Genomic DNA, 21,946 nt, shown 5'->3' on the forward strand with positions numbered 1-21,946 from the left:
GCGATCGGCATATCGGGAGGGGGATGGATCTCTACCTTCCGATCGCGAACCTCTCGGTCAACGCGCTCGTGATCATCGCCCTGGGCGGTGGCGTGGGGATCCTGTCCGGCATGTTCGGGGTCGGCGGCGGATTTCTCACGACGCCGCTGCTCATCGTTTATGGCATCCCCCCGACGGTGGCCGCTGCCTCGGCCGCCAGTCAGGTGACGGGCGCGAGCGTGTCGGGCGTATCGGCTTACTTCCGGCGCGGCGGCGTGGACGTGAAGATGGGCGGCGTGATGGTGATCGGCGGCGTCATGGGATCGCTGTTCGGCGCGTGGCTGTTTCGCCTGCTTCAGGCATCCGGCCAGATCGATACCGCGATTGCGATCACCTATGTGCTGCTGCTCTCTTCGATCGGCGCGCTGATGCTGAAGGAATCGCTGGAAGCGATCGCCGTCACGCGCGGGCGGCGGGCCGTGCCGCCGCGGCGCCGGCGGCACCATCCGCTTGTCGCGTCCTTGCCCTTCCGCATGCGCTTCTACCGATCGGGCCTGTATATCTCGCCGCTCGCCCCGCTGTTGCTTGGATTCGGAACCGGCATTCTCACGATCCTGCTCGGCGTGGGCGGCGGCTTCGTGCTGGTGCCGGCGATGATCTACCTGCTCGGCATGGCGACGCAGGTCGTGGTCGGCACGTCGCTGTTCCAGATCCTGTTCGTCACCGCCGCCGCCACCATGGTTCATGCGATGACGACCAAGGCGGTGGACATCGTGCTCGCCGGGCTGCTGCTGATCGGATCGGTGATCGGCGCCCAGGTCGGCGCGCGGTTCGCCGCCAAGGCGCGGCCGGAATATCTGCGGCTCGCATTGGGGCTGATGGTGCTGCTGGTCGCGGGGCGAATCGCGCTTGGGCTAGGGTGGCGGCCGGACGAAATCTATTCGATCGAGCTGTCGTGAAGCTGCTCGCGCTGGTTCTCGCGGCGCCGCTGCTGCTCGCCCAGGCGAAGCCGGTGCTGGTGCCCGACGTGTCGCAGCGCGAGATCCGTATCGCCTACAGCTTCACCGGTGCCGAACTGCTGCTGTTTGGCGCAATTCTCTATCCCGGCGGAAAACTGCCCGATGATGAGCATCGGACCGATCTGGTCGTGGTGGTGAAGGGCCCGGTCCAGTCGATCACGGTGCGCGAAAAGGAGAAGCTGGCGGGCGTCTGGGTGAACGCGCAGGCGCTGCGGTACCGGTCTGCACCCAGTTTCTACGCCATCGCCTCGTCCCGGCCGATCGAGCGGATCGTCGATGAGCGGACCCGCGCGATTTACGAACTGGGGCTCGATAGCTTGCAACTGTCCCCCGCTTCATCGGCGGCGCCGACGGTGCAGGACCGATTCGCGCGCGGGCTGGTGGACCTGCGGCGCCGCGCCGGCCTGTATGTCGAGGCGCCGCGCGCCGTTGAGATCACGCAGGACGTGCTGTATCGTGCCCGCGTCAGCATTCCGGCGCGCGTGCCGGTGGGGCAGTTCACTGCCGAGACATTCCTGATTCGCGAAGGCAAGGTGCTGGCCGCCGCCGTGCGCGAGATCACGGTCGAGAAGGCCGGTTTTGAGCGTTATGTCGCGCGTGCGGCGGACCGCAATGCGGTGCCATACGGGCTGGTTGCCGTTGCCATGTCGGTGCTGCTCGGGTGGGGCGCGGGGCGGCTGGCGCAGCGCGTGTAACCGATTGACCGGCAGGTAAAATCGCCGTCACGCTCTGTTTACGCTTCGCCGTTAAGCTTGTTCGGATGGGAATAGCCGCGAGAAGCCCTGATGAGTGAGATGCCGGCGCCACAGGCGTTCGAGCAGGCAATCGCCGCTGCGCAAGCTTGCCTGCCGACCGATCTGGAGCCGATCGGCCTGGTCGTCGAGATCGCAGGGTCGTGCAGCCAGGTCGTGTTCGACGCGGCCGCGCTGGCCGCGCTTTCCAGCCATCCCGATCCGGTGATTGCCGGCGGCGGGCAGGTCGGCGGGCAGATCAAGGTGCGCGTTGGCCCGTCCTGGCTGATCGCGAACATCCGATCACTGCGGCTGGAGGATTTCAACAGCGGCCGGATCGTCGCCTCGATCGATTTCCTCGGCGAGGGTGACGAAGAAAAGCTGACGGGTCGATTGTACCAGTTCCGCCGCGGGGTGACGCGCTATCCGGCGCCCGGCGCCGAGGTGTATCCGATTTCCAGCGCCGATCTGCGGCAGGTTTATGCCGGCGAAGGGCGCGCGCATGTGGAGATCGGCAACGTTTATCCCACCACCGACGTTCGCGCGGCGCTGTATGTCGATGCGATGCTGGGCAAGCATTTCGCGCTGCTCGGCTCGACGGGTACCGGCAAGTCCACATCGGCCGCGCTGATCCTTCACCGGATCTGCGAACTAGCGCCGCAGGGCCATGTGGTGATGATCGATCCGCACGGCGAGTACGCCGCCGCGTTTCGCGCGAACGGCGCGATCTACGACGTCTCCAATCTCCAGATGCCGTATTGGCTGATGAACTTCGAGGAGCATTGCGAGGTTTTCCTGACGTCGCAGGGCGCCGAGCGGCAGGTCGACGCGGACATTCTGGCGAAATGCCTGCTGGCCGCGCGCGCCAAGAGCCGCGTCGGCAGCGAGATCCCGAAGCTGACGGTTGATGCGCCGGTCCCGTATCTGCTGAGCGATCTGACCACCCTCATCCAGCATGAGATGGGCAAGATGGACAAGGCGTCGAACACGGCGCCCTATCTGCGGCTGAAGACCAAGATCGAGGAGATCCGGGCCGATCCGCGGTACAGCTTCATGTTTTCTGGCATGCTGGTGGCGGATACGATGGGCGACTTCATTCGCCGCGTATTCCGCCTGCCGGGAGACGGGCGGCCGATCTCGATTATCGACGTTTCCGGCGTTCCCAACGAGATCACGTCCGTCGTCGTCGCGGTGCTGAGCCGCATGGTGTTCGACTTCGCCATCTGGTCCCGCAACGAGCCGCAGCGTCCGATCCTGCTCGTGTGCGAGGAAGCGCATCGCTATATCCCGCGCACCGACGATGGCTCATCCGTCAGCCGCATCCTGAGCCGGATCGCCAAGGAAGGACGCAAATATGGCGTCTCGCTCGGCCTGATCACGCAGCGGCCGTCCGATCTGGCGGAGGGCGTGCTGTCGCAATGCGGCACGATCATCGCCATGCGGCTCAATAACGATCGCGACCAGGCGTTCGTGCGCGCTGCGATGCCGGAGGGTGCGCGGGGATTTCTCGATTCGATTCCCGCGCTACGCAATCAGGAATGCATCATCTGCGGCGAAGGCGTGGCGATTCCGATCCGGGTCGCTTTCGACCGGCTGGAAGAGACGAAGCGCCCGGCATCGGCCGATCCGATCTTCTCGCAATTGTGGCGCGACGTTGGGTATGAGGACGAGATCATCCAGCGCACCATCCAGAAGTGGCGCGCGCAGGGGCGCTGAGCCGGGGATCGCCACCTGGGCTGCTAGGCGCGACTGGTCAGCGGCGGGCCAGTGGTTCTGGATCGGGCGCGCGGCCTGCGACCATCGTGGCAATGGCGAGATCGCCGGTGACGTTGAGCGCGGTGCGGCACATGTCGAGCAGGCGATCGACGCCTAGCACGAGGCCGATCGCGGTCGGCGGCACGCCCACCATGCCCAGGATGATCGCGACCACCGGCAATGACCCCGCGGGCACGCCGGCGGTGCCGATGCCGCCCAGAATGCAGACCAGCATGACGGTGAGCTGCTGCCCGATCCCGAGCTCGACGCCGAAGAACTGCGCCAGGAAGATGACGGTGACGCCCTCGAAGATGGCGGTCCCGTTCTGGTTCGCGGTGGCGCCGATCGTCAGGACGAAGCGGGCGACGCGGCGGGGGAGGGCCAGCTCGTTTTCGGCGATGCGAAGGCTGGTGGGCAGCGTGGCGTTTGAAGAGGCGGTGGAGAAGGCCATCACCATCGCCTCCTGGCTGCCGCGGAAGAAGGCGAGCGGGCTCTTGCCGGCGGCGAGCCAGACGCCGAGCGAATAGACGATGATCAGCTGGATCAGCAGCGCGCCCAGCACGGTCGCCATATAGGCGCCGAGCCGCATGAGGATGTCGACGCCGAACAGCGCGGCGAGATTGTACATGAAGCAAGCGACGGCGATGGGCGCCAAGCGGATAACATAACCGATCAGCGTCATCGTGACTTCAAGCAGGCCCTCGATCGCGCTTTGCAGCGTTGCCGTCTTCTCCGGCCCGGCGAGCACGATGCCGATGCCAAAAGCCAGCGCGAAGAACATGACGGCCAGGATGTCGTCATCGGCGGCGGCGCGGATCACGTTGGCGGGAATGATGCCGAGCACCGAATCGAGCGCGCCCGGTGCCTCGCGCGATTTCTGCACGATCGATGCGGCACCTTCGCCGGCGCGCGCCAGCAGCTCGCGCGCCATGGCAGGGTCAACGCCCTCGCCTGGGCGCAGTAGGTTGACGAGCGCAAGGCCGATCGCGACCGACAGACCGGAGAGGATCACCGTGAAGATCAACGTGCGCACGCCGACGCGGCGGAGCGCGGCGATGTCGCCCATCTCGGCAATGCCGGTGACGAGCGCCGCGAACAGCAGCGGGATGACCAGCATGAAGAGCAGGCGCAGGAAGATCTGGCCGATCGGGCCAGTGACATAGGTGGTGACGTCCTGCACCCAGCTCGCATCGCCGGCGCTGAGCTTCACCAAGAGGCCGCCCACCAGCCCTATGACGAAGCCGGCGAGCATCTGGAGGTGCAGGGGAAAGCGCGGCGCCACCGTGTCGTTCATGCTGCGCTGAACGCCGGATCCTTGCCCAAGGGCCCGAGCGGCCCTGGCGCCATGACTATTCTTCGCTGGGGCCGAGCGCCGGATCGAGATCGCGCGGGCGGATGAAGCGGGTGAGCGTGCCGATCGCGGGGGCAAGCGCCGTCCAGTCGTCCACGTCGAAGGTCAGCTCCGCGAGCGTAGCGGTGGGATATTTCAGCTCTGCCTCGCGCACCAGGGCCGGGTCTCCGCTGCCCATGAGCAGCAGCACGAAATCCTCCAGCCCCGGATTGTGCCCGATCATCAACAGGCGTTCGGCGTCGGCAGGCGATTCGCGCGCGACGTCGAGCAGCGTCGCGGAGGAGGCGAGATAGAGGCGCTTGTCCCAGGCGGGCTCGATCGGCTGTCGGTAGCCGGCGGCGACGTCCGCGATCGTCTGCACCACCCGCTCTGCCGGCGAGGCAACGATATGATCAAAGGAAAGGCCAAGCTCGCGCAGGTGTGCGCCGACCACCTGCGCCGCCTTGCGCCCCTTGGCATTGAGCGGGCGATCGAAATCGCGCGCAACCGTATCGTCCCAGCCCGATTTTGCGTGGCGCAGTAGCGTCAACGTCTTCAAGCTTGCTCTCCGTCAGGGTGCGGGAGCCGCCTCATGCCCGAAGGTTGCGTGCGAGGAAAGCCGGGAAGATACCCTGGTGATCGCCTCGTCCAGCGAAACGCGCGCGATCGGCACGCCGGGCGGAAAGGCATCAAGCAGGCGTGACGGGGTGGCGGCCGACAGCAGCACGAACACGCCGCGATCCTCCGCGGATCGGATGAGGCGGCCAAACGCCTGCGCCATGCGGGCGCGCACGATGCGATCGTCATAGGCGCTGCCGCCGCCCGCCAGCCGGCGTGCGGCATGCAGCACGGTTGGCTTGGGCCAGGGCACGCCCTCCATCACCACCAGCCGAAGCGAGTGGCCGGGCACGTCCACCCCGTCGCGCAACGCGTCCGTGCCCAGCAGCGAGGCGTGCGAATCATCGCGAAAGATGTCGACTAACGTGCCGGTGTCGATCGGATCGACATGCTGGGCCAACAAAGGCAGGCCGGCGCGCGCCAGCCGATCGGCGATCCGGGCGTGAACGCCGCGCAGCCGGCGAATGGCGGTGAAGAGCCCAAGGGTGCCGCCGCCCGCCGCCTCGATCAGTCGGGCATAGGCGCCCGCCAGTGCTGGCACGTCGCCGCGCTTCACGTCCGTCACCACCAGCACCTCGGCACGGGCGGCATAATCGAACGGGCTTTCGGCTTCGAATCGCGACGCCGGGCGGGCAAGGTGCGGCGCGCCGACGCGGGCCTCCGCGGTTTCCCAACTGCCCCCGGCGGTGAGCGTCGCCGACGTGACGAGCGCGCCGTGCGCGGGCTTCAAGACGATCTCGGCGAACGGGCGGGTCGGATCGAGCCAGCGACGGTGCAGCCCGACATCGAATTCGCGCCCCTCGCCGCGGTCAACGGCGAGCCAATCAACGAAATCCGCGCTCGCCGGGCCGCCGATCCGGGCGATCAGCGACAGCCATGCCGCGACGATCTCCGCGCGCCAGCCGATTGAGGCGATCGCCCCTTCGACGCGCGCGCGGGCGGCGCCATCGAGCCAGTCGGGCGCGTCAGAAAGCACGGCCTCCAGCCGCTTGCCCAGCGCTACGAGCGGGCGGTACAAAGCGTCCAACGCCTCGGCCGCCGGCGCCGCCGCCTCGATCAGCTCCGGCGTTGGCTCGGCGAGTTCGGTTTCCAGGCCGTATCCGGCGTCTTCCGCTCCCTCGGCGCGCGCGTACGTCAGCCCGCGTACGCTGGCGAGCAGCGTCTCAATCGGTCCGAACGGTGCGCCTTCGGCCAATCGCTGCAGCCAGCCGTCTGCGGCCAAGCCCTGCGCTGCCTTCACCGCGTCCGCGATCGCCTGCGCGCCGCCCTCGTCATAGCTCGCGACATCGGATAGCCGAGCGGCGAGGCCACGGCGCCGGCCGCGGCTGTTTCCTTCCGGCCCGACGATCCAGCGGCGTAGCTCGATCGTTTCCTGTCCGGTGAGTGCCGTCGCAAACATCGAGTCGGCGGCGTCGAACAGGTGATGGCCCTCGTCGAAGACGTAACGCGTCGGCCGGGTCGACAGCTCACGTCCACGCGCGGCGTTGACCATCACCAAGGCATGATTGGCGATGACGATGTCCGCTTCCGCGGAGGCCCGGGCAGCGCGCTCGATGAAGCACTTTCGATAATGGGGGCAGCCGGCATAGACGCACTCGCCGCGGCGATCGGTCAGCGCGGTGGAGCCGTTGCGGCGGAACAAGGTGGTGAGCCAGCCCGGCAAGTCGCCGCCGACCATGTCGCCATCGGCGGTATAGGCGGCCCAGCGGGCGACCAGTTGCGCCAGAACCGCGGCGCGCCCGGCGAAGCCGCCCTGCAGGGCGTCTTCCAGGTTCAGGAGACAAAGGTAATTCTCGCGGCCCTTGCGCGTCACGACCTTGCTGCGGCGAACGGCGTCGTCGGTATAAATCCGCCGAGTTTCACGGCTGAGCTGGCGTTGCAGCGCCTTGGTATAGGTGGACACCCAAACCGCGCCGCCGGCTGCGTTCGACCACAGACTGGCGGGGGCGAGATAGCCAAGCGTCTTTCCGATTCCCGTGCCGGCCTCCGCCAGCACCAGATTGGGCGCGTCACGCGTGGGGCGAGGGGCGAACGCGCCCGAGGCTGCTTCCGCGAAGGCGCGCTGCCCCGGTCGGGTCTCGGCGCCCGGGCCGACGAGCGTGGCGAGGGTCCGCTGCGTTGTTGCTGCGTCGAGAGTGACGACACGCGGTACCGGGCGCGGTGTCGCCTCTTCCCATTCGGGCAGCTTGGAAAACAGCCAGCGCTCGTCCCGCGCCGGTTTGCGGATACGCTCGACCAGCATCGGCGCCCAGGACCAGCGCAGCCGGAACAAAAATTGTGCGGACGCCCAGGCGCCCTCGCGCTCCGCCCATTCTCCATCGGGGATCGCTAGCAGCCGCTCGGTGGCTGCTAGCAGAAAGGGCGCAACGGCGCCGTCGTCAGCCGGCAGGTCGAGCCCGGTGACGGCGGCAAGCCCCTTAGGCGTCGGCACCATGAAGCTGGCCGGGCGGAGAAAGGCGAACAGCTCCAGCAGATCCAGGCCGGACAGATCGGCATAGCCGAGCCGTTGGCCGATCAGCGGCGCGTTCATCATGATCATCGGCGTGTCGGCCGCGGTACGGATCGCTTCCCCGCGCGACACGGCACGCACCGTGTCGCCATGCGCGATCCAGATGCCGGTGTGGCTCGCGTGGAGCGCCGGATAGGGGAGCGAAGTCACCGGCGGCGTGATAGAACAAAGCGGCAACCGGGGCTAGTGCGTTGCCGCCGTCCGTGGTTCTTGTACTTGCGACGCATCATCAATGAACGCCGGCGGGTCTGGCAGCGATTACTGCCGACAAAGCGCACGCAAAGGGTGGATTCGGCCGGCCCCCTGTGCTTAAGGCCTCCTGTTTTCGGTTTTGTAAGGCGAGCTCCGGCATGAACATTCATGAATATCAGGCCAAGGAACTGCTGGCGAAGTTCGGCGTGCCCGTTCCCGCGGGCTTTGCGGCGCTGAGCGTCGAAGAAGCGGTAGAAGCCTCCAAGAAGCTGCCGGGGCCGCTGTATGTCGTGAAGGCGCAGATCCACGCGGGCGGCCGCGGCAAGGGCAAGTTCAAGGAACTGCCGGCGGAAGCCAAGGGCGGCGTTCGCCTCGCCAAGACCGAGGACGAGGTTCGCCACGCCGCGACCGAGATGCTCGGCAACACGCTGGTGACGATCCAGACGGGCGACGCCGGCAAGCAGGTCAACCGCCTGTACGTGACCGATGGCGTCGACATCGCCAAGGAATTCTACCTGGCGCTGCTCGTCAACCGTGCCACCAGCCGGATCTCGATGGTCGTCTCGACGGAGGGCGGCATGGACATCGAAACCGTCGCGCATGACACGCCCGAGAAGATCCATTCGATCGACATTGATCCGGCAACTGGCCTCATGCCGCACCACGGCCGCGCTGTCGCGGCGGCGCTCGGCCTCACCGGCGATCTCGCGAAGCAGGCGGCAAATGTCGCCGCGAAGCTGTATGATGCGTTCCTCGGCACCGATGCCGAGCAGATCGAGATCAACCCGCTGGCCGTTACTGAGGACGGCAAGCTGATGGTGCTCGACGCCAAGGTCGGCTTCGACGGCAATGCGATGTTCCGCCACAAGGACCTGATGGAACTGCGCGACGAGACCGAGGAAGACCCGGCCGAGCTGGAAGCGTCCAAGTACGACCTCGCCTACATCAAGCTCGATGGTGACATCGGCTGCATGGTGAACGGCGCCGGCCTTGCCATGGCGACGATGGACATCATCAAGCTGAACGGGATGTTCCCGGCCAACTTCCTCGACGTCGGCGGCGGCGCTTCGAAGGAGAAGGTGACGGCGGCGTTCAAGATCATCCTTGCCGATCCGAACGTGAAGGGCATCCTCGTCAACATCTTTGGCGGCATCATGAAGTGCGACATCATCGCCGAGGGCATCGTTGCCGCGGCGAAGGAAGTTAATCTGTCGGTGCCGCTTGTGGTTCGCCTCGAGGGTACCAATGTCGAGCAGGGCAAGGAAATTCTCGCGAATTCCGGCCTCGCCATCGTTCCTGCGAACGACCTGGGCGATGCTGCACAGAAGATCGTCGCCGAGGTGAAGAAGGCGGCGTAAGTTTCGACTGATCGTTCTCCATCGTCATGCCGGCTTCTGCCGGCATCTCCCCGACATGGAGCGCGACGCAACCGGGAGACCTCGGCGTTGGCCGGGGTGACGCTTGGGAGAGTGGAATGAAGGTTCTGGTGCCGGTCAAGCGCGTGCTTGACTATAATGTGAAGCCCCGCGTGAAGGCGGACGGGACGGGGGTCGATCTGGCCAACGTCAAGATGAGCATGAACCCGTTCGACGAGATCGCGGTCGAGGAAGCCATCCGCCTGAAGGAAAAGGGCGTGGCGACTGAAATCGTCGTGGTCTCCATCGGCGAGCAGAAGGCGCAGGAAACGCTGCGCACGGCGCTCGCCATGGGTGCGGATCGCGCGATCCTCGTTACGTCCGAGGACAAGGTCGAGCCGCTGGCCGTTGCCAAGATCCTGAAGGCGATCGCCGACGAGGAACAGCCGCAGCTGATCATCCTGGGCAAGCAGGCGATCGACGACGACAACAACCAGACGGGCCAGATGCTGGCGGGCCTGCTCGGCTGGGGCCAGGGCACGTTTGCGTCCAAGGTCGAAGTGTCGGGCGAGACCGTCAAGGTCACGCGCGAAGTCGATGGCGGTCTGGAAACCGACAACTTCAAGCTGCCGGCGATCGTCACCACCGATCTCCGCCTGAACGAGCCGCGCTACGCCTCGCTGCCGAACATCATGAAGGCAAAGTCGAAGCCGCTCGCGGCCAAGACCGCCGCCGATTTCGGCGTCGACACGAGCCCGCGTGTCAAGACCGTGAAGGTCGTCGAGCCCGGCAAGCGCCAGGCCGGCGTCAAGGTTGCCGATGTCGACGAGCTGGTGATGCGGCTCAAGGCGATGGGCGTCGCGAAGTAAGCGCACCGCCGGTCACTGATCCCGTCCCGGGCGCCGCGTACAAGTGGCCCCGACGGGGAGAGGAAAGAGGTTCAAGATGAAGACTCTGGTTTGGGTCGAGCATGACGGATCGACCGTCAAGGATGCCACGCTTGCCGCGGTGACCGCCGCGTCGAAGCTGGGCGAAGTTCACCTGCTGGTCGCCGGCAAGGGCGTGGATGGCGTTGCGCAGGCAGCCGCCAAGATTGCCGGTGTCGGCAAGGTTCATGTCGCGGATGACGATGCTTACGCGCATGCGCTGGCCGAGAATGTGGCGCCGCTGATCGTTGAGCTGATGGGCCATCACGACGCGTTCGTCGCGCCGGCTACCACCTCGGCGAAGAACATCGCGCCGCGCGTCGCCGCGCTGCTCGATGTGATGCAGATCTCCGAAGTGCTCTCGGTCGAGAGCGAGGACACCTTCACCCGCCCGATCTATGCCGGCAACGCGATCGCGACCGTGCAGACGTCGGACGCCAAGAAGGTGCTGACCGTCCGCACCACTGCCTTTGAGAAGGCAGCTGCCGAGGGCGGTTCAGGCACGGTCGAGGCCGTTGCCTCCACCGGCGACAAGGGCCTCTCCACCTACGAGAGCTCGGAAATCGCCAAGAGCGCCCGTCCGGAGCTCGCCAGCGCGAAGATCATCGTCTCCGGCGGCCGTGCGCTGCAGAACGGCGAGAATTTCACCAAGCTCATCGAGCCGCTGGCCGACAAGCTGGGCGCAGGCGTCGGCGCTAGCCGTGCCGCGGTGGACGCCGGCTTCGTGCCGAACGACTATCAGGTCGGTCAGACCGGCAAGATCGTCGCGCCGGAAGTGTATATCGCGGTCGGCATCTCGGGCGCGATCCAGCACCTTGCCGGCATGAAGGACTCCAAGACCATCATCGCCATCAACAAGGACGAGGATGCGCCAATCTTCCAGGTGGCGGACCTCGGCCTCGTCGGCGACCTGTTCAAGCTCGTCCCGGAGCTGACCGAGAAGCTCTGAGCGCCAACTGGCAAGCGTTTCCGCCGCTGGCGGGCCCCTGTGGGTGCCAAACGCGGAAGCGCTGAGGTCTTTGATTGGATCGATGTAAGGAAAGGGCGGCGCTGACGGGCAGCGTCGCCCTTTCTTTGTTCGGCGGGTGATCGGAAAATACTTGTTGTTTCGCCCGATCAGGGCGGCCGTCCGGCAGCATCGCTTCACGCCAGCGATGCCGGTCAGTGTCCGCCGCTCCCGCTTGGATTGGAGCGGTGCCAAGCAATCGCCTGCGCAAGCTCATGCTGATACGCGAGTTCCAGATGCGCCGCCTGCGCGCGCTCGTCTCGCGCCCGCTTCGCAGCGCGTCGCTCCGCGACGGCCCGCTCGCGGTGATAAAAATCTGGGCCCTTATTCGGCATCGTTACCGCTCCTGACGGTTGATCTACGTACCTCTCCTCTCGAGGTATCTGGTGAAGCGTGCCGATGATCGGTGCCAAGGTGTGAATGACCGGTGGCGCCGATCTCGTTGTTCTTGCCGCAATTTATGGTCCGCGGCGACGTGCCTGCCGCTCGCCGGCTAGAGGCGGTGAGTGGGCCGGTGGCGCGCGGCGGTGGCACCGATATGCCTGACCCCAGTCCGCTACCCCCGAGTACAGTGGTCGCCCGTGGCCGGGGCCAGTTCCGCTCGCAGCCTGCTGTCGCTACCAGGACGGGATGATCACCTCAGCCCGGCTTCCGCCCCAAGCGGCCGCGCTTGCGATCGCCGCGCTGGCACTCGCAGGCTGCAGCACGACCAGTTACCGTCCGGTCAGCGATACACCGGTGGTGGTGGGCAAACCCTATGCCGTGCGCGGTGTGACCTATCGTCCGGCTGCCGACCCAACCTTCGATGTTCTCGGCTACGCTAGTTGGTATGGTTTCGAAAGCGGCAACCAAGTCGCTCTGGGCGAACGGTTTCGACCTAAATGGATCACGGGCGCGCACACCACGCTGCCGTTGCCGACCTATGTGGAAGTGACGGCGCTTGAAACGGGGCGGACGATCCTGGTGCGGATCAATGATCGTGGGCCGTTTGCGCGTGGGCGCATCATCGACCTTTCGCGGGGCGCCGCCGAGCAGCTTGGGATTCGCAGCACCGGCGTTGCCGCCGTCAGGGTGCGGCGTGTCGATCCGCCCGAGAAGGAGCGCGCGCGGCTGCGGGCCGGCAAGGCTGTACCAGAGCGTCCAAGGCTTAGTGAGGCTGCCTTGGCCTCGCTAAGGGCGCAACTGGCGGACGGCGTGCGGCAGGGGCTGGTGCAGGCGCCCTGACCGGCTGACCGTCCCGGCGGGTAGCTGCATTGGCGATGCAGGCGCGCGACAGCTGGAAGGCGCCTAGCGCGCGCTCCAGAAACCGGTGGCGTGCCCACAGTACGGAGGGTTTTGCCCGCCCGCCGCCGTCCTCCGTTCAAGCGGGCATCGATAGGGAGCGCGGGCCTGAATCAAAAACCCCGCCAGACCGATGGTCTAGCGGGGCTTTCGATGGTGGGCGTGGCAAGGATTGAACTTGCGACCCCTGCGATGTCAACACAGTGCTCTACCACTGAGCTACACGCCCTCCGGGAGCGGGGCCATTAGCCGGGCCTATAGACCGGCGCAAGCCCTGTTAGCGCAATTCCTCAAATTCCCCGACCTCGAACATGCGATCCACTTCCATCACGAGATCGCGCAAGTGGAATGGCTTGGAGAGCACGCGTGCCTGCGGCATCGCCTTGCCCGCCTTCAACGTTACCGCGGCAAAGCCGGTGATGAACATGACGCGCAGCTTCGGGCGCAGTTCGCCAGCACGCTGCGCAAGCTCGATGCCGTCCATTTCGGGCATGACAATGTCGGTGAGCAGAAGATCAAACTCTTCTTCTTCGATAAGCGGCAGCGCGGCCGTCCCGCGGTCAACGGCGGTCACCGCATAGCCGGACTTCTCCAGCGCGCGCGCGAGATATTCGCGCATCACCTGGTCGTCCTCTGCCAGCAAGATTCGGATCATTCGTGGGTCCTTGCGATCAGCCGCCAGCATATGCGGAAATCCTTTAACGTTTTCCAGCCGATGCCGGCGATTGCTGTATCTGATTGCGACAGGTGGACTTACTTCATAGGCTGGTCGGCGATGCAATCGTCCTTTGACCTGGTCGGCCAGGTGCCCCCCGCCAGCCCGGTGGTGCTTTCCGTGCCGCACGCGGGGCGCGATTATCCCGTGGGGCTGGAGGATGCTGCCCGGGTGCCGCTGGCGGCCCTGATGGTGCTGGAGGATCGGTTCGTCGATAGCGTGGCGCTGGCGGCGCGGCGGGGCGAGACGGCGATCATTCAGCACATCGCGCGGGCGTGGATCGACCTGAACCGTGCCGAGCATGATCGTGATCCGCGGTTGGACGATGGCGCGGCGGCGGGGCATCTCAGCGCCAAGGTCCGCAGTGGATTAGGCCTGGTGCCGCGCCGCACGAGCGGGTCGGGCGAGTTATGGCGAAGGCGACTGGGCGGGGACGAGGTGGTCGCCCGGATCGCGACCACGCATCGGCCATATCACGAGACCCTGAGCGCAACGCTACGCGCCGCCCATGCGCGGTTCGGGGTCGCCGTGCTGCTCGACGTGCATTCCATGCCGCCGATCGCAGGCAGCGGCGCCCGGATCGTGATCGGCGATCGGTTCGGGCGGTCTGCTGCACAGCGTTTCGTACGGCGGACGGAAGCGGTGATTGCGGCCGCGCAGGTCCCGTACAGCCTCAACGTACCCTATGCGGGCGGACATATCCTGGAGCGCCACAGCAGCCCGCGCCAGCACGTTCACGCCATTCAGCTGGAGCTTGACCGCTCGCTCTACCTGGACGAGCGCCTGGACCGGCCCGGCGCCGGGTTTGATCGGGTGGTCGCGCTGGTGCGGGAGATCATCGATGCGCTGGAGGAAGAAGCGCTCGATCAGCCAAGCGCACTCGCCGCGGAATAAAAAAACCACCTCGGGCGAAGCCCGAGGTGGCCAAGGTTCAGGGAGGAGACACACCCGGAGGTGTGCCCATACGGCTCCGCGAAAGGGGGGAACACGGAAACCGTACCTGCATAACGTAAGGCGCGGGCGAGAGGTTTCAACCGCTGGGCGAGAAAGCGAGATTTTTCGTCGGTGAGTGGTCGCGGTGAATGACGTCAGGTCGCGCCCCAGTTCACGCCGCTCAGTTTTTCGACGAAGCGCCAGATGATCACCGCAAAAGAAAAGGCGCCACCCCGCGGTCACGGAATGGCGCCTCTTGCGACGTGGATGAGAAGCCGGTCAGCCGAGCGTGGGCTGCGGCATCTTGCCCAACCGGACCTGCCGGGCGAACACTTCGCGCATCAGCGACAGCGAGAAAAGGTGCGCATAAAGCAGCGGGAGCATGCCGCTCTTGGTCATCTTGCGCAGCTGGTCGCCGCGCAGATCCTGCAGCTTTTCCTCGTTGATCATCTGGAAACCGCGATACACGAAAGGCTGATCATAGCCGTCGTGCTGAATCGAGACTTCGCCGTCCATCAGCAGCTCGGTTTCGCGGAGCTCGTTCATGAACTGCGCTGTGCGGGCACCGGCCTGCTCGAACTGCTCGTTGAAGGCGAGGATGTTCTTGGTCACTTCGCTCGGCTGGCCATTTTCAAACAGCGGCTGGCCTTCGTCGAACTGGCCGATCGTGTCCGAGGTGGGGTCGAAGCAGAGCGACAGCTCCTCCGCGTCAGGGCGCAGGCGGGCGAGCAGATAGGGATAGCGACGGATATAAGCCGGGACGTAGAAGGTATCGTCGATTAGCTTGCCATCGGCATCGACGAAGACGTTCACGCCCTCGTTCAGGCCCATCAGCGCGATCGGCACGGAATCGTCGCCGGCGGAGAAGACGATCGGCATATACCGCTGCACCAGCGCGAATTCGTCGATGGTCACCGGAATCGCATGCTGCGTCGCCAGGAAGGGCGCGGACTCGGCAGGACGGATCTTGTAATCGGCGTGCATCTCGCTCGAAAGCGGCTCAAGGCCGTTGTAAAAAAGCGGAAGCTGCTGCTGCGGCGCGCTGGCCATCAAATCTCTCCAGATACGGACACGGAGCGGCGCCGGCCGCCCGAACCCGCGCGCACTATTCGCCTGCGCCGCTTGGCGCAAGCGTGACGAGCTTGCCGGGATTGAAGATGCCGGCCGGATCGAGCGCCCGCTTGATCGCGCGCAGTGCCGCCATGCGCGGCGGGGGCGACAGGCGTTCCAACTCGTGCAGCTTCATTTGGCCGATGCCATGCTCGGCAGAGATCGAGCCGCCGGCAGCGACCACCAGATCATCGACAAAGCGGGTAACCGCCGGCGCTTCCTCGGCAAGCCAGCGGCGACGGTCTGCCCCGGCCGGCGCGCGAACGTGGAAGTGGACGTTGCCGTCGCCAAGGTGGCCAAAGCCGCTGGCCCGGGTGCCGGGGAAGCGGGCGTCGCATGCGGCCGCCGCCTCGATGAGAAAGCGCGGCATCGCCTCCACGGGCACGGAGATGTCGTGTTGCGCCGCCGGGCCGGTGGCGCGCTCGGCATCGGAGATCGAATCGCGGATGCGCCAAAAGGCTTCGGCCTGCGCCTCGTTAGCGGCGACTGTGGCATCGGTGACGATGCCGTCCGCCATCGCCGCCCCCAGAACTTCCTCGACGAAGGCGGCGGGCGGCGGGGCGGCGGGGTCGCTGGTGACGGCTTCCACCAGCACGTGCCAGGGATGCACACCCGCCAGCGGTGGTCGGGTGCCTGGGATATGGGTCAGCACCGCATGGAGCGATTCGGCGGGCAGCAGTTCGAAGCTCTCCACCGCATTCCCCGCAGCTTCAAACCGGCGCAGGAGGCGCATTGCCGCGTCGGGCGTGGCGAGGCCGATCCATGCGACGGCGCGGGCTTGGATCGCCGGCGCCAACCGCAGCGTGGCAGCGGTGATGATCCCCAGCGTGCCCTCCGCGCCGATCAGCAACTGGTTCAGATCATAGCCGCGATTGTCCTTCTTCAGCGCAGCAAGCCCTTCATACAGACTGCCATCTGCGAGCACTGCCTCCACGCCGGCGACCAGGCCGCGCATCGTGCCCCATCGCAATACCTGCGTTCCGCCGGCGTTGGTGGAAACCAGCCCGCCAATTGTGGCGGAGCCTCGGCTGCCCAAGGTGAGGGGGAAGCGCCGCGCGTGGCTAGCCGCCGCATCGTGCAGGTCGGCGAGGATGACGCCGGCTTCCGCCACCGCCAAGCCTCCATCGCCGTCGATCGAGCGAATCCGGTTGAGCCGGCGAAGCGAGAGAATGACCGCCTCGCCCGAGGCCGGCGGCGTGGCGCCGCCGACCATAGAGGTGTTCCCGCCCTGCGGCACGAGCGGCACGCCCTCCCGCGCCGCCGCCGCCACGATCGCCTGTATCTCCATCACCGTGCCGGGCTCGAAGAGGATCGGGGCAACGCCATGCCAGCGGTCGCGCCAATCCGTTTCCCATGGCGCGATGACGCTGCGATCAGTGAGGATCGCGCGGGAAGGAAGCGCCGGCACAAGCGTGTCCAGCAGGCGGAGCTGTTGCGGAGTCATTGCCCCATGATTGCCGCAATTCATCCGACGTTCAAACTGTTCGGGGCAGCGCGTGCCCCTTCGACGATGCAGATACGCACCCGCCCGATCCTGCCGCTGCTGCTTGCTGCGCCGCTGGCGATCTCCGCCAGTGAGCCGGAGGTCCGCTATGCCCAGATGTCCGTGCGCGAGCGGATCGTGATCCGGATACCCCGACTGCCGACCGTGTCGCGTCGCCATCAAGAGGCGCCGATCGAGTGGGATGAGAAAAAGGCGCCGAAGTGCGTGCCTGCCAACGTGCTTGCCAGCGCGATCATCTCTCCCGACGGGGACGTGGATCTGATCGCCACCGACGGCCGGCGGCTCCGCGCGAAGCTGGACGATGATTGTCCCACACTGAACTTCTACAGCGGGTTCTACGTCAAGCGCAGCAAGGACGGCATGGTGTGTGCCCGGCGTGACGCGTTGCGCACGCGTTCGGGCGGGTTGTGCGAAATTGCCCGTTTTCGCACCCTTGTTGAGAAGAAATAGGCGCAAAAAGGGGCTGCCGGCGCCGTTTACCTTGACAATCGGGGCGCAATCGCGTCTCGCCCAGCGGGTAAAAGGGCCGCATCGGCGCGCCTTCTTTTCAGGATTGCCATGAGCTTCGCCGACCTCGGCCTTTCAGAAGAACTGCTCCGCGCCGTTGGCGACACCGGCTATACGGACCCGACGCCGATCCAGGCTTCGGCCATCCCCAGCGTGCTGATGATGCGCGACATCATCGGTGTTGCACAGACGGGGACCGGCAAGACGGCATCGTTCGTGCTGCCGATGATCGACATCCTGGCGCATGGCCGTGCCCGCGCGCTGATGCCGCGCAGCCTGATCCTGGAGCCGACGCGCGAACTGGCCGCGCAGGTCGCCGAGAATTTCGAGATCTACGGCAAGTATCACAAGCTATCGATGGCGCTGCTGATCGGCGGCGTTCAAATGGGCGATCAGGTGAAGGCGCTGGAAAAGGGCGTCGATGTCCTGATCGCGACGCCGGGCCGGCTGATGGACTTGTTCGGCCGCGGCAAGATCCTGCTCAACGGTTGCAGCATGCTCGTGATCGACGAGGCGGACCGGATGCTCGATATGGGGTTCATCCCTGACATCGAGGAAATCTGCACCAAGCTGCCCAAGCAGCGGCAGACGCTGCTTTTCTCGGCCACCATGCCGCCGCCGATCAAGAAGCTGGCGGACAAGTTTCTTTCCAATCCGAAGACGATCGAGGTGGCGCGGCCCGCCACCACCAACATCAACATCGCTCAATGGGTGGTGCCGGTAAAGGCGCAGGCCTTTGAGAAGCGCCAGATCCTGCGTCAGTTGCTGCGCGAAGAAGCGGTCAGCACCGCGATCATCTTCTGCAACCGCAAGACCACGGTGCGCGAACTCAACAAGAGCTTGAAGCAGCACGGCTTCGCGGCGGGCGAAATCCATGGCGACATGGAGCAGCCTGCCCGGATCGCCGAGCTTGACCGGTTTAAGAAGGGCGAGATCAACATTCTCGTCGCCTCCGACGTCGCGGCGCGCGGCCTGGACATCAAGGGCGTGAGCCACGTCTTCAACTTCGACGCGCCATGGCACCCGGACGATTACGTGCACCGCATCGGGCGCACCGGGCGGGGCGGCGCGACCGGTATCGCCTATACGCTCGTTGCTCCGGACGACGCCGAGAATATCGATAATATCGAGAAGCTTACCGGCCAGAAGATCGAGCGTCGCCAAGTCACAGTGGCAGAGGAGCCCAAGCCCGAGCGCGCACGGCGTGCCAAACCCGATCCGGAGCCGGAAGCGGCGCCGAGCGGGGAGCGGGCACCGCGGCGTAGCCGGGAGCGGCCCGCTGATCGTGAGCCGGAACGTCCTGCCGAGCGTGGTTCGGAGCGGCCGGCTGAGCGCGGCCGGGATCGGGATCGCAGCCGTGACACGGGCGAGTATCGCCGGCGCCGCGATCCTGTCGATGACGGCCCGGACGATGGCTGGAATGGACCGGTCCCTGCCTTCCTGAGCGTTTCCCTCGGCGGCTGACGATGGTGGCCTGGCGCTATCGAGTCGCCGGGCAGGCCATGCGGCTATATTGGAAGATCGTGAAACCGCGCACCTTTGGCGTGCGGGCGCTTCTGGTTGACCCAGCGAGGCGGATCGCACTGGTGCGGCATCACTATGTCGCGGGCTGGTATCTGCCCGGCGGCGGGGTCGACAAAGGCGAAAGCGCCGAGGCGGCGGTCCGGCGCGAGTTGATGGAGGAGGTGGGGCTCACCAACGCGGTGCTGCGCGGCCTCCACGGCGTGTTCCACAACCGGGTGGAGAGCAAGGACGATCACGTAGTGGTGTTCGTCTGCGAGGTTTCCGATCCAGGCTCGCTCGTCATTGCCGATCCGCGCGAGATCGCCGAGCTGGGGTGGTTCGCTTCCGACGAACTGCCAAGCGCCACCTCCCCTGCAACCCGCCGCCGGATTGCAGAATATGCCGATGGTGTGCAGGGCTGGGGCAGCTGGTAGCGGGAACGCGCGCCACAGCCCGCGTAGGCATGGGTGGCGTGCGGCCCGTCACCACAAGCGGACGCGGCGTTTTCTCGTGGTTTCAACCACCTCCTGCGTGTCCGCCTCCACCTCCCAGCTGTGGTTTTCGACGATCCACGATTGCACCGGGCGACCGCGGCCATCGCGTGAGGGCTGGAAGCGGAACCGCTCCTTGATCAGGCGACAGGTGATGTCGTCGACCGCGGCATTGCCGCTTGAACGGGTGACCTGGCAGGTGGGCACTCGGCCGTTGACGGCCACCAAGTAGCGGACGCCCACGGTGCCGTTGAAGCCGGTGACGAACAGCGCTTCGGGAAGATCGGATGTACTCATGCGGCCGCGCACAAATTGAGGACCCGCTTCGTCGCCATCACCGCCGCCGCCGTCTCCATCGCCGCTGCCGCCGCTGCCGAAGCCGCTGCCAAAGCCCCCTGCGCCCGTTCCGGGGCCGCGTACCGCCGCCGAACCGGAGGTTGGATCGTGCGCGATGTACGGCTTTGGGGCGGTGATCACGGGCGGGGGCGTAGGCGGCAGGATTACCACCGGCGGAGGCGCCGCAACTTCGGTTGCGCGGCTGCGGATGTTGCGGGCCGATGCTTCACCCTCGGTACGGCTTTTGGCGGCGCGCTGTTCCGGCATGGGAGGCGGCGGCGGGGGTGGCGGGGGTTCGACGGCGAAGAGCTTGATCGTGTCCTGCACGCTCCGTGGAAAGGGAACGCTGAGGCCTATAATCAGGGCGTAGCCGAGGAGCGCCGGCAGGGCGAGCGCCGCCGCTGCCGAGAGCAGGCGTTCGCGCGTCCAACGGGTGCCGGAGTTCGCAGCATAGGCCATCGGCGCCTAAACGCATGAAAAGGCTGAACGGCTGCTGGCCGGCGCGCGGGCACGGCGACCTTGGGAGCCGAATTAGCTGCCAGCGCTGGCGATCAGCGCGTCATCGATCTCGCGGGCGCGCACCGCTGCGGGGCGACCGGTGATGCGGGCGAGATACACGTCGAAGTCCTCAGATTGCGGAAGTGCGCCGAATTGCAGACCCCACGAGATGTGGCTGCCAACATAGACGTCCGCTGCCGTGAACCGATCACCCGCGATGTAAGTGCTTGCCGTCACGGCGCTTTTCAGCGCTGTGACAACGCGGTCGAGGCTGCCGTAGCCGACCATGCCCTGCTGCTCGGCGGTGGGGTCGACGCCGAGCGAGCGATTGGTGGTGGCGGCCTCCAAGGGGCCGGCGGCGAAGAACATCCAGCGGTAATCGGCCGCACGCTCCGCTGCCGTGGGGGCGAGGCCTGCTTGCGGGAACGCCTCTGCAATATAGGCGATGATCGCGCCCGTTTCCGTGACGACCTGGCCATTGTGGACGATCGTCGGGACCTTGGCCATCGGATTGGCGGCGAGGAATTCATCGGGCTTGGCCGTCCAATCGACCAGCCGCGTTTCGTACGGCGCCGCGATTTCCTCCAGCATCCAGCGTGCAATTCGGCCGCGGGACATGGGGTTGGTGTAGAAGATCAGGTCCCTCATGGCACGTTTCGGCCTTTCTCGCGCGACAATCGGCCTCACGCGTGCAGATGGCGATTGAGGAACGCGATCGTGCGGCTCCACGCGAGGTCAGCGGCCGGTTTGTTGTAGCGCGCGGCCGACGTATCGTTGTTGAAGGCGTGATCGACGCCGGGATAGGTGAATGCCTCCACCGGCTTGCCCGCGGCCTTCAGCGCCGCGACCCACGGCTCGCCGGTCTGCGCGACGCGCGCGTCGGTGCCGGCGTAATGGAGCATCAGCGGGGTATTCACCTTTGGCGCCTCGGCGGCTGCGGGTGCGGGGCCGTAATAAGATACGCCGGCATCAATCCCGCCTGCGATTGCCATGCGGTTGACGAAGGCGCCGCCCCAGCAGAAGCCGATCATGCCGACCTTGCCGGTAACGCGCGGCATCGTGCGCGCCGCGTCTGCAAAGCCGCGCGCCTGGGCGAGAGCGAGGTCGTAATCTACCGTGCCGATCAACTCGCGCGCCTTGTCCTCGTCCGCCGGGGTGCCGCCCTGCGACGCGAGGAGATCGGGGGCGATGGCGACGAAGCCGGCCAGCGCGATGCGGCGCGCGACATCCTGGATGTGCGGCGTGAGCCCGCGGTTCTCGTGGACGACGAGGACGGTGCCACGCTTCGCGGCGGTCTTCGCGTAACCTTTTGGTGCGGCGTGATAAGCGCGCGCGGGCTGGCCGGCCTGTGTGCCCGAGCGCATGCCGACATCGAGCCGCTGGTCCGCCGCGTCGACGATCGCCGCAGCTGCGGGAGATGCGGCGATTCCGGCGATCAGCGCCTCGGCCGCGATCGTCGAGCCCGCCAGCGCCGTCATCTGGCGCAGCAGCGTTCGGCGGTCGCGATGTTCATGCGTGAAGGCGTCGTAGAGCTGAACGGCGCGGTCGCGCAGGGAAGGTTCGGTCACAGGGCACTCCCGAATCGCCCCTTGGCGGGCGCACACGAGAGGCTAGACCGCGCGACCGGGGGAGGCGAGGGGCATGTTGC

The 21,946-nt window shown here is 66.3% G+C and carries 21 protein-coding genes and 1 tRNA gene; 12 read left to right on the forward strand and 10 right to left on the reverse strand.

All coding sequences use genetic code 11. From position 1 onward, the window contains the following. Positions 1-23 precede the first annotated feature (23 nt). The 3 genes from SPMU_RS00655 to SPMU_RS00665 all read left to right on the forward strand — a co-directional run bounded on the left by SPMU_RS00655 (position 24) and on the right by SPMU_RS00665 (position 3,445). Complete coding sequence (locus tag SPMU_RS00655) at positions 24-938, forward strand: sulfite exporter TauE/SafE family protein (RefSeq protein ID WP_088330946.1); 915 nt, start codon at positions 24-26, stop codon at positions 936-938. Then, positions 935-1,693: a TIGR02186 family protein gene (locus SPMU_RS00660; protein ID WP_088330949.1), complete on the forward strand. Its 759-nt coding sequence runs from the start codon at positions 935-937 to the stop codon at positions 1,691-1,693. The genes SPMU_RS00655 and SPMU_RS00660 overlap by 4 nt, the downstream gene beginning before the upstream one ends. Before the next feature lie 90 nt (positions 1,694-1,783). Then, positions 1,784-3,445 carry an ATP-binding protein gene (locus tag SPMU_RS00665; protein WP_211275682.1) on the forward strand — a complete coding sequence of 554 codons (1,662 nt, stop codon included), beginning with the start codon at positions 1,784-1,786 and terminating at the stop codon, positions 3,443-3,445. Between the two features lie 37 nt (positions 3,446-3,482). Here the strand turns inward: SPMU_RS00665 and SPMU_RS00670 are convergent, their stop codons facing one another. Genes SPMU_RS00670 through SPMU_RS00680 form a run of 3 tightly spaced genes read right to left on the reverse strand, consistent with a single transcriptional unit; the run spans position 3,483 to position 8,091 of the window. Further along, the gene (locus tag SPMU_RS00670; protein ID WP_245832641.1) at positions 3,483-4,778 is read right to left on the reverse strand and encodes a dicarboxylate/amino acid:cation symporter; all 1,296 of its coding nucleotides are present in this window, start codon (positions 4,776-4,778) and stop codon (positions 3,483-3,485) included. Between the two features lie 55 nt (positions 4,779-4,833). Further along, positions 4,834-5,373 carry a SixA phosphatase family protein gene (locus SPMU_RS00675; protein ID WP_088330951.1) on the reverse strand — a complete coding sequence of 180 codons (540 nt, stop codon included), beginning with the start codon at positions 5,371-5,373 and terminating at the stop codon, positions 4,834-4,836. 12 nt (positions 5,374-5,385) lie between these two features. Further along, positions 5,386-8,091 (reverse strand): ATP-dependent DNA helicase, encoded by a 2,706-nt coding sequence (locus tag SPMU_RS00680; protein ID WP_088330953.1) that lies wholly within the window; start codon positions 8,089-8,091, stop codon positions 5,386-5,388. 200 nt (positions 8,092-8,291) lie between these two features. On the opposite strand from SPMU_RS00680, the gene sucC reads away from it, so the two are divergent. The 5 genes from sucC (at position 8,292) to SPMU_RS00700 (ending at position 12,644) form a co-directional block, all read left to right on the forward strand. After that, positions 8,292-9,491: an ADP-forming succinate--CoA ligase subunit beta gene (gene sucC / locus SPMU_RS00685; RefSeq protein WP_088330955.1), complete on the forward strand. Its 1,200-nt coding sequence runs from the start codon at positions 8,292-8,294 to the stop codon at positions 9,489-9,491. Positions 9,492-9,607: 116 nt separating this feature from the next. Continuing rightward, the gene (locus tag SPMU_RS00690) at positions 9,608-10,357 is read left to right on the forward strand and encodes an electron transfer flavoprotein subunit beta/FixA family protein (RefSeq protein ID WP_088330957.1); all 750 of its coding nucleotides are present in this window, start codon (positions 9,608-9,610) and stop codon (positions 10,355-10,357) included. Positions 10,358-10,433: 76 nt separating this feature from the next. Beyond that, positions 10,434-11,363 carry an electron transfer flavoprotein subunit alpha/FixB family protein gene (locus tag SPMU_RS00695; RefSeq protein ID WP_088330959.1) on the forward strand — a complete coding sequence of 310 codons (930 nt, stop codon included), beginning with the start codon at positions 10,434-10,436 and terminating at the stop codon, positions 11,361-11,363. Positions 11,364-11,608: 245 nt separating this feature from the next. After that, positions 11,609-11,770, forward strand: coding sequence for a hypothetical protein (locus SPMU_RS16775; protein ID WP_169715596.1), 162 nt, complete (start codon positions 11,609-11,611; stop codon positions 11,768-11,770). Positions 11,771-12,050: 280 nt separating this feature from the next. After that, on the forward strand, positions 12,051-12,644 hold the full coding sequence (locus SPMU_RS00700) for a septal ring lytic transglycosylase RlpA family protein (RefSeq protein WP_088330961.1): 594 nt from the start codon (positions 12,051-12,053) through the stop codon (positions 12,642-12,644). A gap of 211 nt (positions 12,645-12,855) precedes the next feature. On the opposite strand, the gene SPMU_RS00705 is transcribed toward SPMU_RS00700, so the two are convergent. Beyond that, positions 12,856-12,930: transfer RNA gene (locus SPMU_RS00705), tRNA-Val, on the reverse strand. Positions 12,931-12,978: 48 nt separating this feature from the next. Further along, entirely contained in the window at positions 12,979-13,356 is a 378-nt protein-coding gene (gene cpdR / locus SPMU_RS00710; protein WP_088333068.1) for a cell cycle two-component system response regulator CpdR, read from the reverse strand. A 120-nt stretch (positions 13,357-13,476) separates the two neighbouring features. Between cpdR and SPMU_RS00715 the strand changes: the two genes are divergently transcribed. After that, positions 13,477-14,310: an N-formylglutamate amidohydrolase gene (locus SPMU_RS00715; protein ID WP_169715597.1), complete on the forward strand. Its 834-nt coding sequence runs from the start codon at positions 13,477-13,479 to the stop codon at positions 14,308-14,310. A gap of 318 nt (positions 14,311-14,628) precedes the next feature. Here the strand turns inward: SPMU_RS00715 and SPMU_RS00720 are convergent, their stop codons facing one another. Together SPMU_RS00720 and SPMU_RS00725 are read right to left on the reverse strand one after the other, a co-directional pair. Then, entirely contained in the window at positions 14,629-15,399 is a 771-nt protein-coding gene (locus SPMU_RS00720; protein ID WP_088330965.1) for a SapC family protein, read from the reverse strand. 55 nt (positions 15,400-15,454) lie between these two features. After that, on the reverse strand, positions 15,455-16,903 hold the full coding sequence (locus SPMU_RS00725; protein WP_088330967.1) for an FAD-binding oxidoreductase: 1,449 nt from the start codon (positions 16,901-16,903) through the stop codon (positions 15,455-15,457). 6 nt (positions 16,904-16,909) lie between these two features. Between SPMU_RS00725 and SPMU_RS00730 the strand changes: the two genes are divergently transcribed. The 3 genes from SPMU_RS00730 to SPMU_RS00740 all read left to right on the forward strand — a co-directional run bounded on the left by SPMU_RS00730 (position 16,910) and on the right by SPMU_RS00740 (position 19,407). Then, a complete protein-coding gene (locus SPMU_RS00730) occupies positions 16,910-17,413 on the forward strand; it encodes a hypothetical protein (protein ID WP_245832642.1) in 504 nt (167 codons plus the stop codon). Positions 17,414-17,521: 108 nt separating this feature from the next. Beyond that, a complete protein-coding gene (locus SPMU_RS00735; protein ID WP_088330969.1) occupies positions 17,522-18,934 on the forward strand; it encodes a DEAD/DEAH box helicase in 1,413 nt (470 codons plus the stop codon). Positions 18,935-18,936: 2 nt separating this feature from the next. Next, positions 18,937-19,407: an NUDIX domain-containing protein gene (locus SPMU_RS00740; RefSeq protein ID WP_088330971.1), complete on the forward strand. Its 471-nt coding sequence runs from the start codon at positions 18,937-18,939 to the stop codon at positions 19,405-19,407. Positions 19,408-19,455: 48 nt separating this feature from the next. Here SPMU_RS00740 and SPMU_RS00745 read toward each other — a convergent pair whose 3' ends face one another. From SPMU_RS00745 to SPMU_RS00755, 3 genes are all read right to left on the reverse strand, one after another. Further along, complete coding sequence (locus SPMU_RS00745; protein WP_245832643.1) at positions 19,456-20,259, reverse strand: energy transducer TonB; 804 nt, start codon at positions 20,257-20,259, stop codon at positions 19,456-19,458. A gap of 72 nt (positions 20,260-20,331) precedes the next feature. Beyond that, positions 20,332-20,946, reverse strand: a complete 615-nt coding sequence (locus SPMU_RS00750; RefSeq protein ID WP_088330973.1) for a glutathione S-transferase family protein — start codon at positions 20,944-20,946, stop codon at positions 20,332-20,334. Between the two features lie 35 nt (positions 20,947-20,981). Continuing rightward, complete coding sequence (locus SPMU_RS00755; RefSeq protein WP_088330975.1) at positions 20,982-21,866, reverse strand: dienelactone hydrolase family protein; 885 nt, start codon at positions 21,864-21,866, stop codon at positions 20,982-20,984. Positions 21,867-21,946: the final 80 nt, after the last annotated feature.

This window comes from Sphingomonas mucosissima (assembly GCF_002197665.1).
GTDB lineage: Bacteria > Pseudomonadota > Alphaproteobacteria > Sphingomonadales > Sphingomonadaceae > Sphingomonas > Sphingomonas mucosissima.

What these genes read in the sequence shown, in the direction of transcription:
- SPMU_RS00655 (WP_088330946.1), top strand. Translation starts at nt 24, where the DNA reads ATGGATCTCTACCTTCCGATCGCGAACCTCTCGGTCAACGCGCTCGTG.
- SPMU_RS00665 (WP_211275682.1), top strand. Translation starts at nt 1,784, where the DNA reads ATGAGTGAGATGCCGGCGCCACAGGCGTTCGAGCAGGCAATCGCCGCT.
- SPMU_RS00670 (WP_245832641.1), bottom strand. Translation starts at nt 4,778, where the DNA reads ATGAACGACACGGTGGCGCCGCGCTTTCCCCTGCACCTCCAGATGCTC.
- sucC (WP_088330955.1), top strand. Translation starts at nt 8,292, where the DNA reads ATGAACATTCATGAATATCAGGCCAAGGAACTGCTGGCGAAGTTCGGC.
- SPMU_RS00690 (WP_088330957.1), top strand. Translation starts at nt 9,608, where the DNA reads ATGAAGGTTCTGGTGCCGGTCAAGCGCGTGCTTGACTATAATGTGAAG.
- SPMU_RS00695 (WP_088330959.1), top strand. Translation starts at nt 10,434, where the DNA reads ATGAAGACTCTGGTTTGGGTCGAGCATGACGGATCGACCGTCAAGGAT.
- SPMU_RS00700 (WP_088330961.1), top strand. Translation starts at nt 12,051, where the DNA reads ATGATCACCTCAGCCCGGCTTCCGCCCCAAGCGGCCGCGCTTGCGATC.
- cpdR (WP_088333068.1), bottom strand. Translation starts at nt 13,356, where the DNA reads ATGATCCGAATCTTGCTGGCAGAGGACGACCAGGTGATGCGCGAATAT.
- SPMU_RS00715 (WP_169715597.1), top strand. Translation starts at nt 13,477, where the DNA reads ATGCAATCGTCCTTTGACCTGGTCGGCCAGGTGCCCCCCGCCAGCCCG.
- SPMU_RS00720 (WP_088330965.1), bottom strand. Translation starts at nt 15,399, where the DNA reads ATGGCCAGCGCGCCGCAGCAGCAGCTTCCGCTTTTTTACAACGGCCTT.
- SPMU_RS00725 (WP_088330967.1), bottom strand. Translation starts at nt 16,903, where the DNA reads ATGACTCCGCAACAGCTCCGCCTGCTGGACACGCTTGTGCCGGCGCTT.
- SPMU_RS00730 (WP_245832642.1), top strand. Translation starts at nt 16,910, where the DNA reads ATGATTGCCGCAATTCATCCGACGTTCAAACTGTTCGGGGCAGCGCGT.
- SPMU_RS00735 (WP_088330969.1), top strand. Translation starts at nt 17,522, where the DNA reads ATGAGCTTCGCCGACCTCGGCCTTTCAGAAGAACTGCTCCGCGCCGTT.
- SPMU_RS00740 (WP_088330971.1), top strand. Translation starts at nt 18,937, where the DNA reads ATGGTGGCCTGGCGCTATCGAGTCGCCGGGCAGGCCATGCGGCTATAT.
- SPMU_RS00745 (WP_245832643.1), bottom strand. Translation starts at nt 20,259, where the DNA reads ATGGCCTATGCTGCGAACTCCGGCACCCGTTGGACGCGCGAACGCCTG.
- SPMU_RS00750 (WP_088330973.1), bottom strand. Translation starts at nt 20,946, where the DNA reads ATGAGGGACCTGATCTTCTACACCAACCCCATGTCCCGCGGCCGAATT.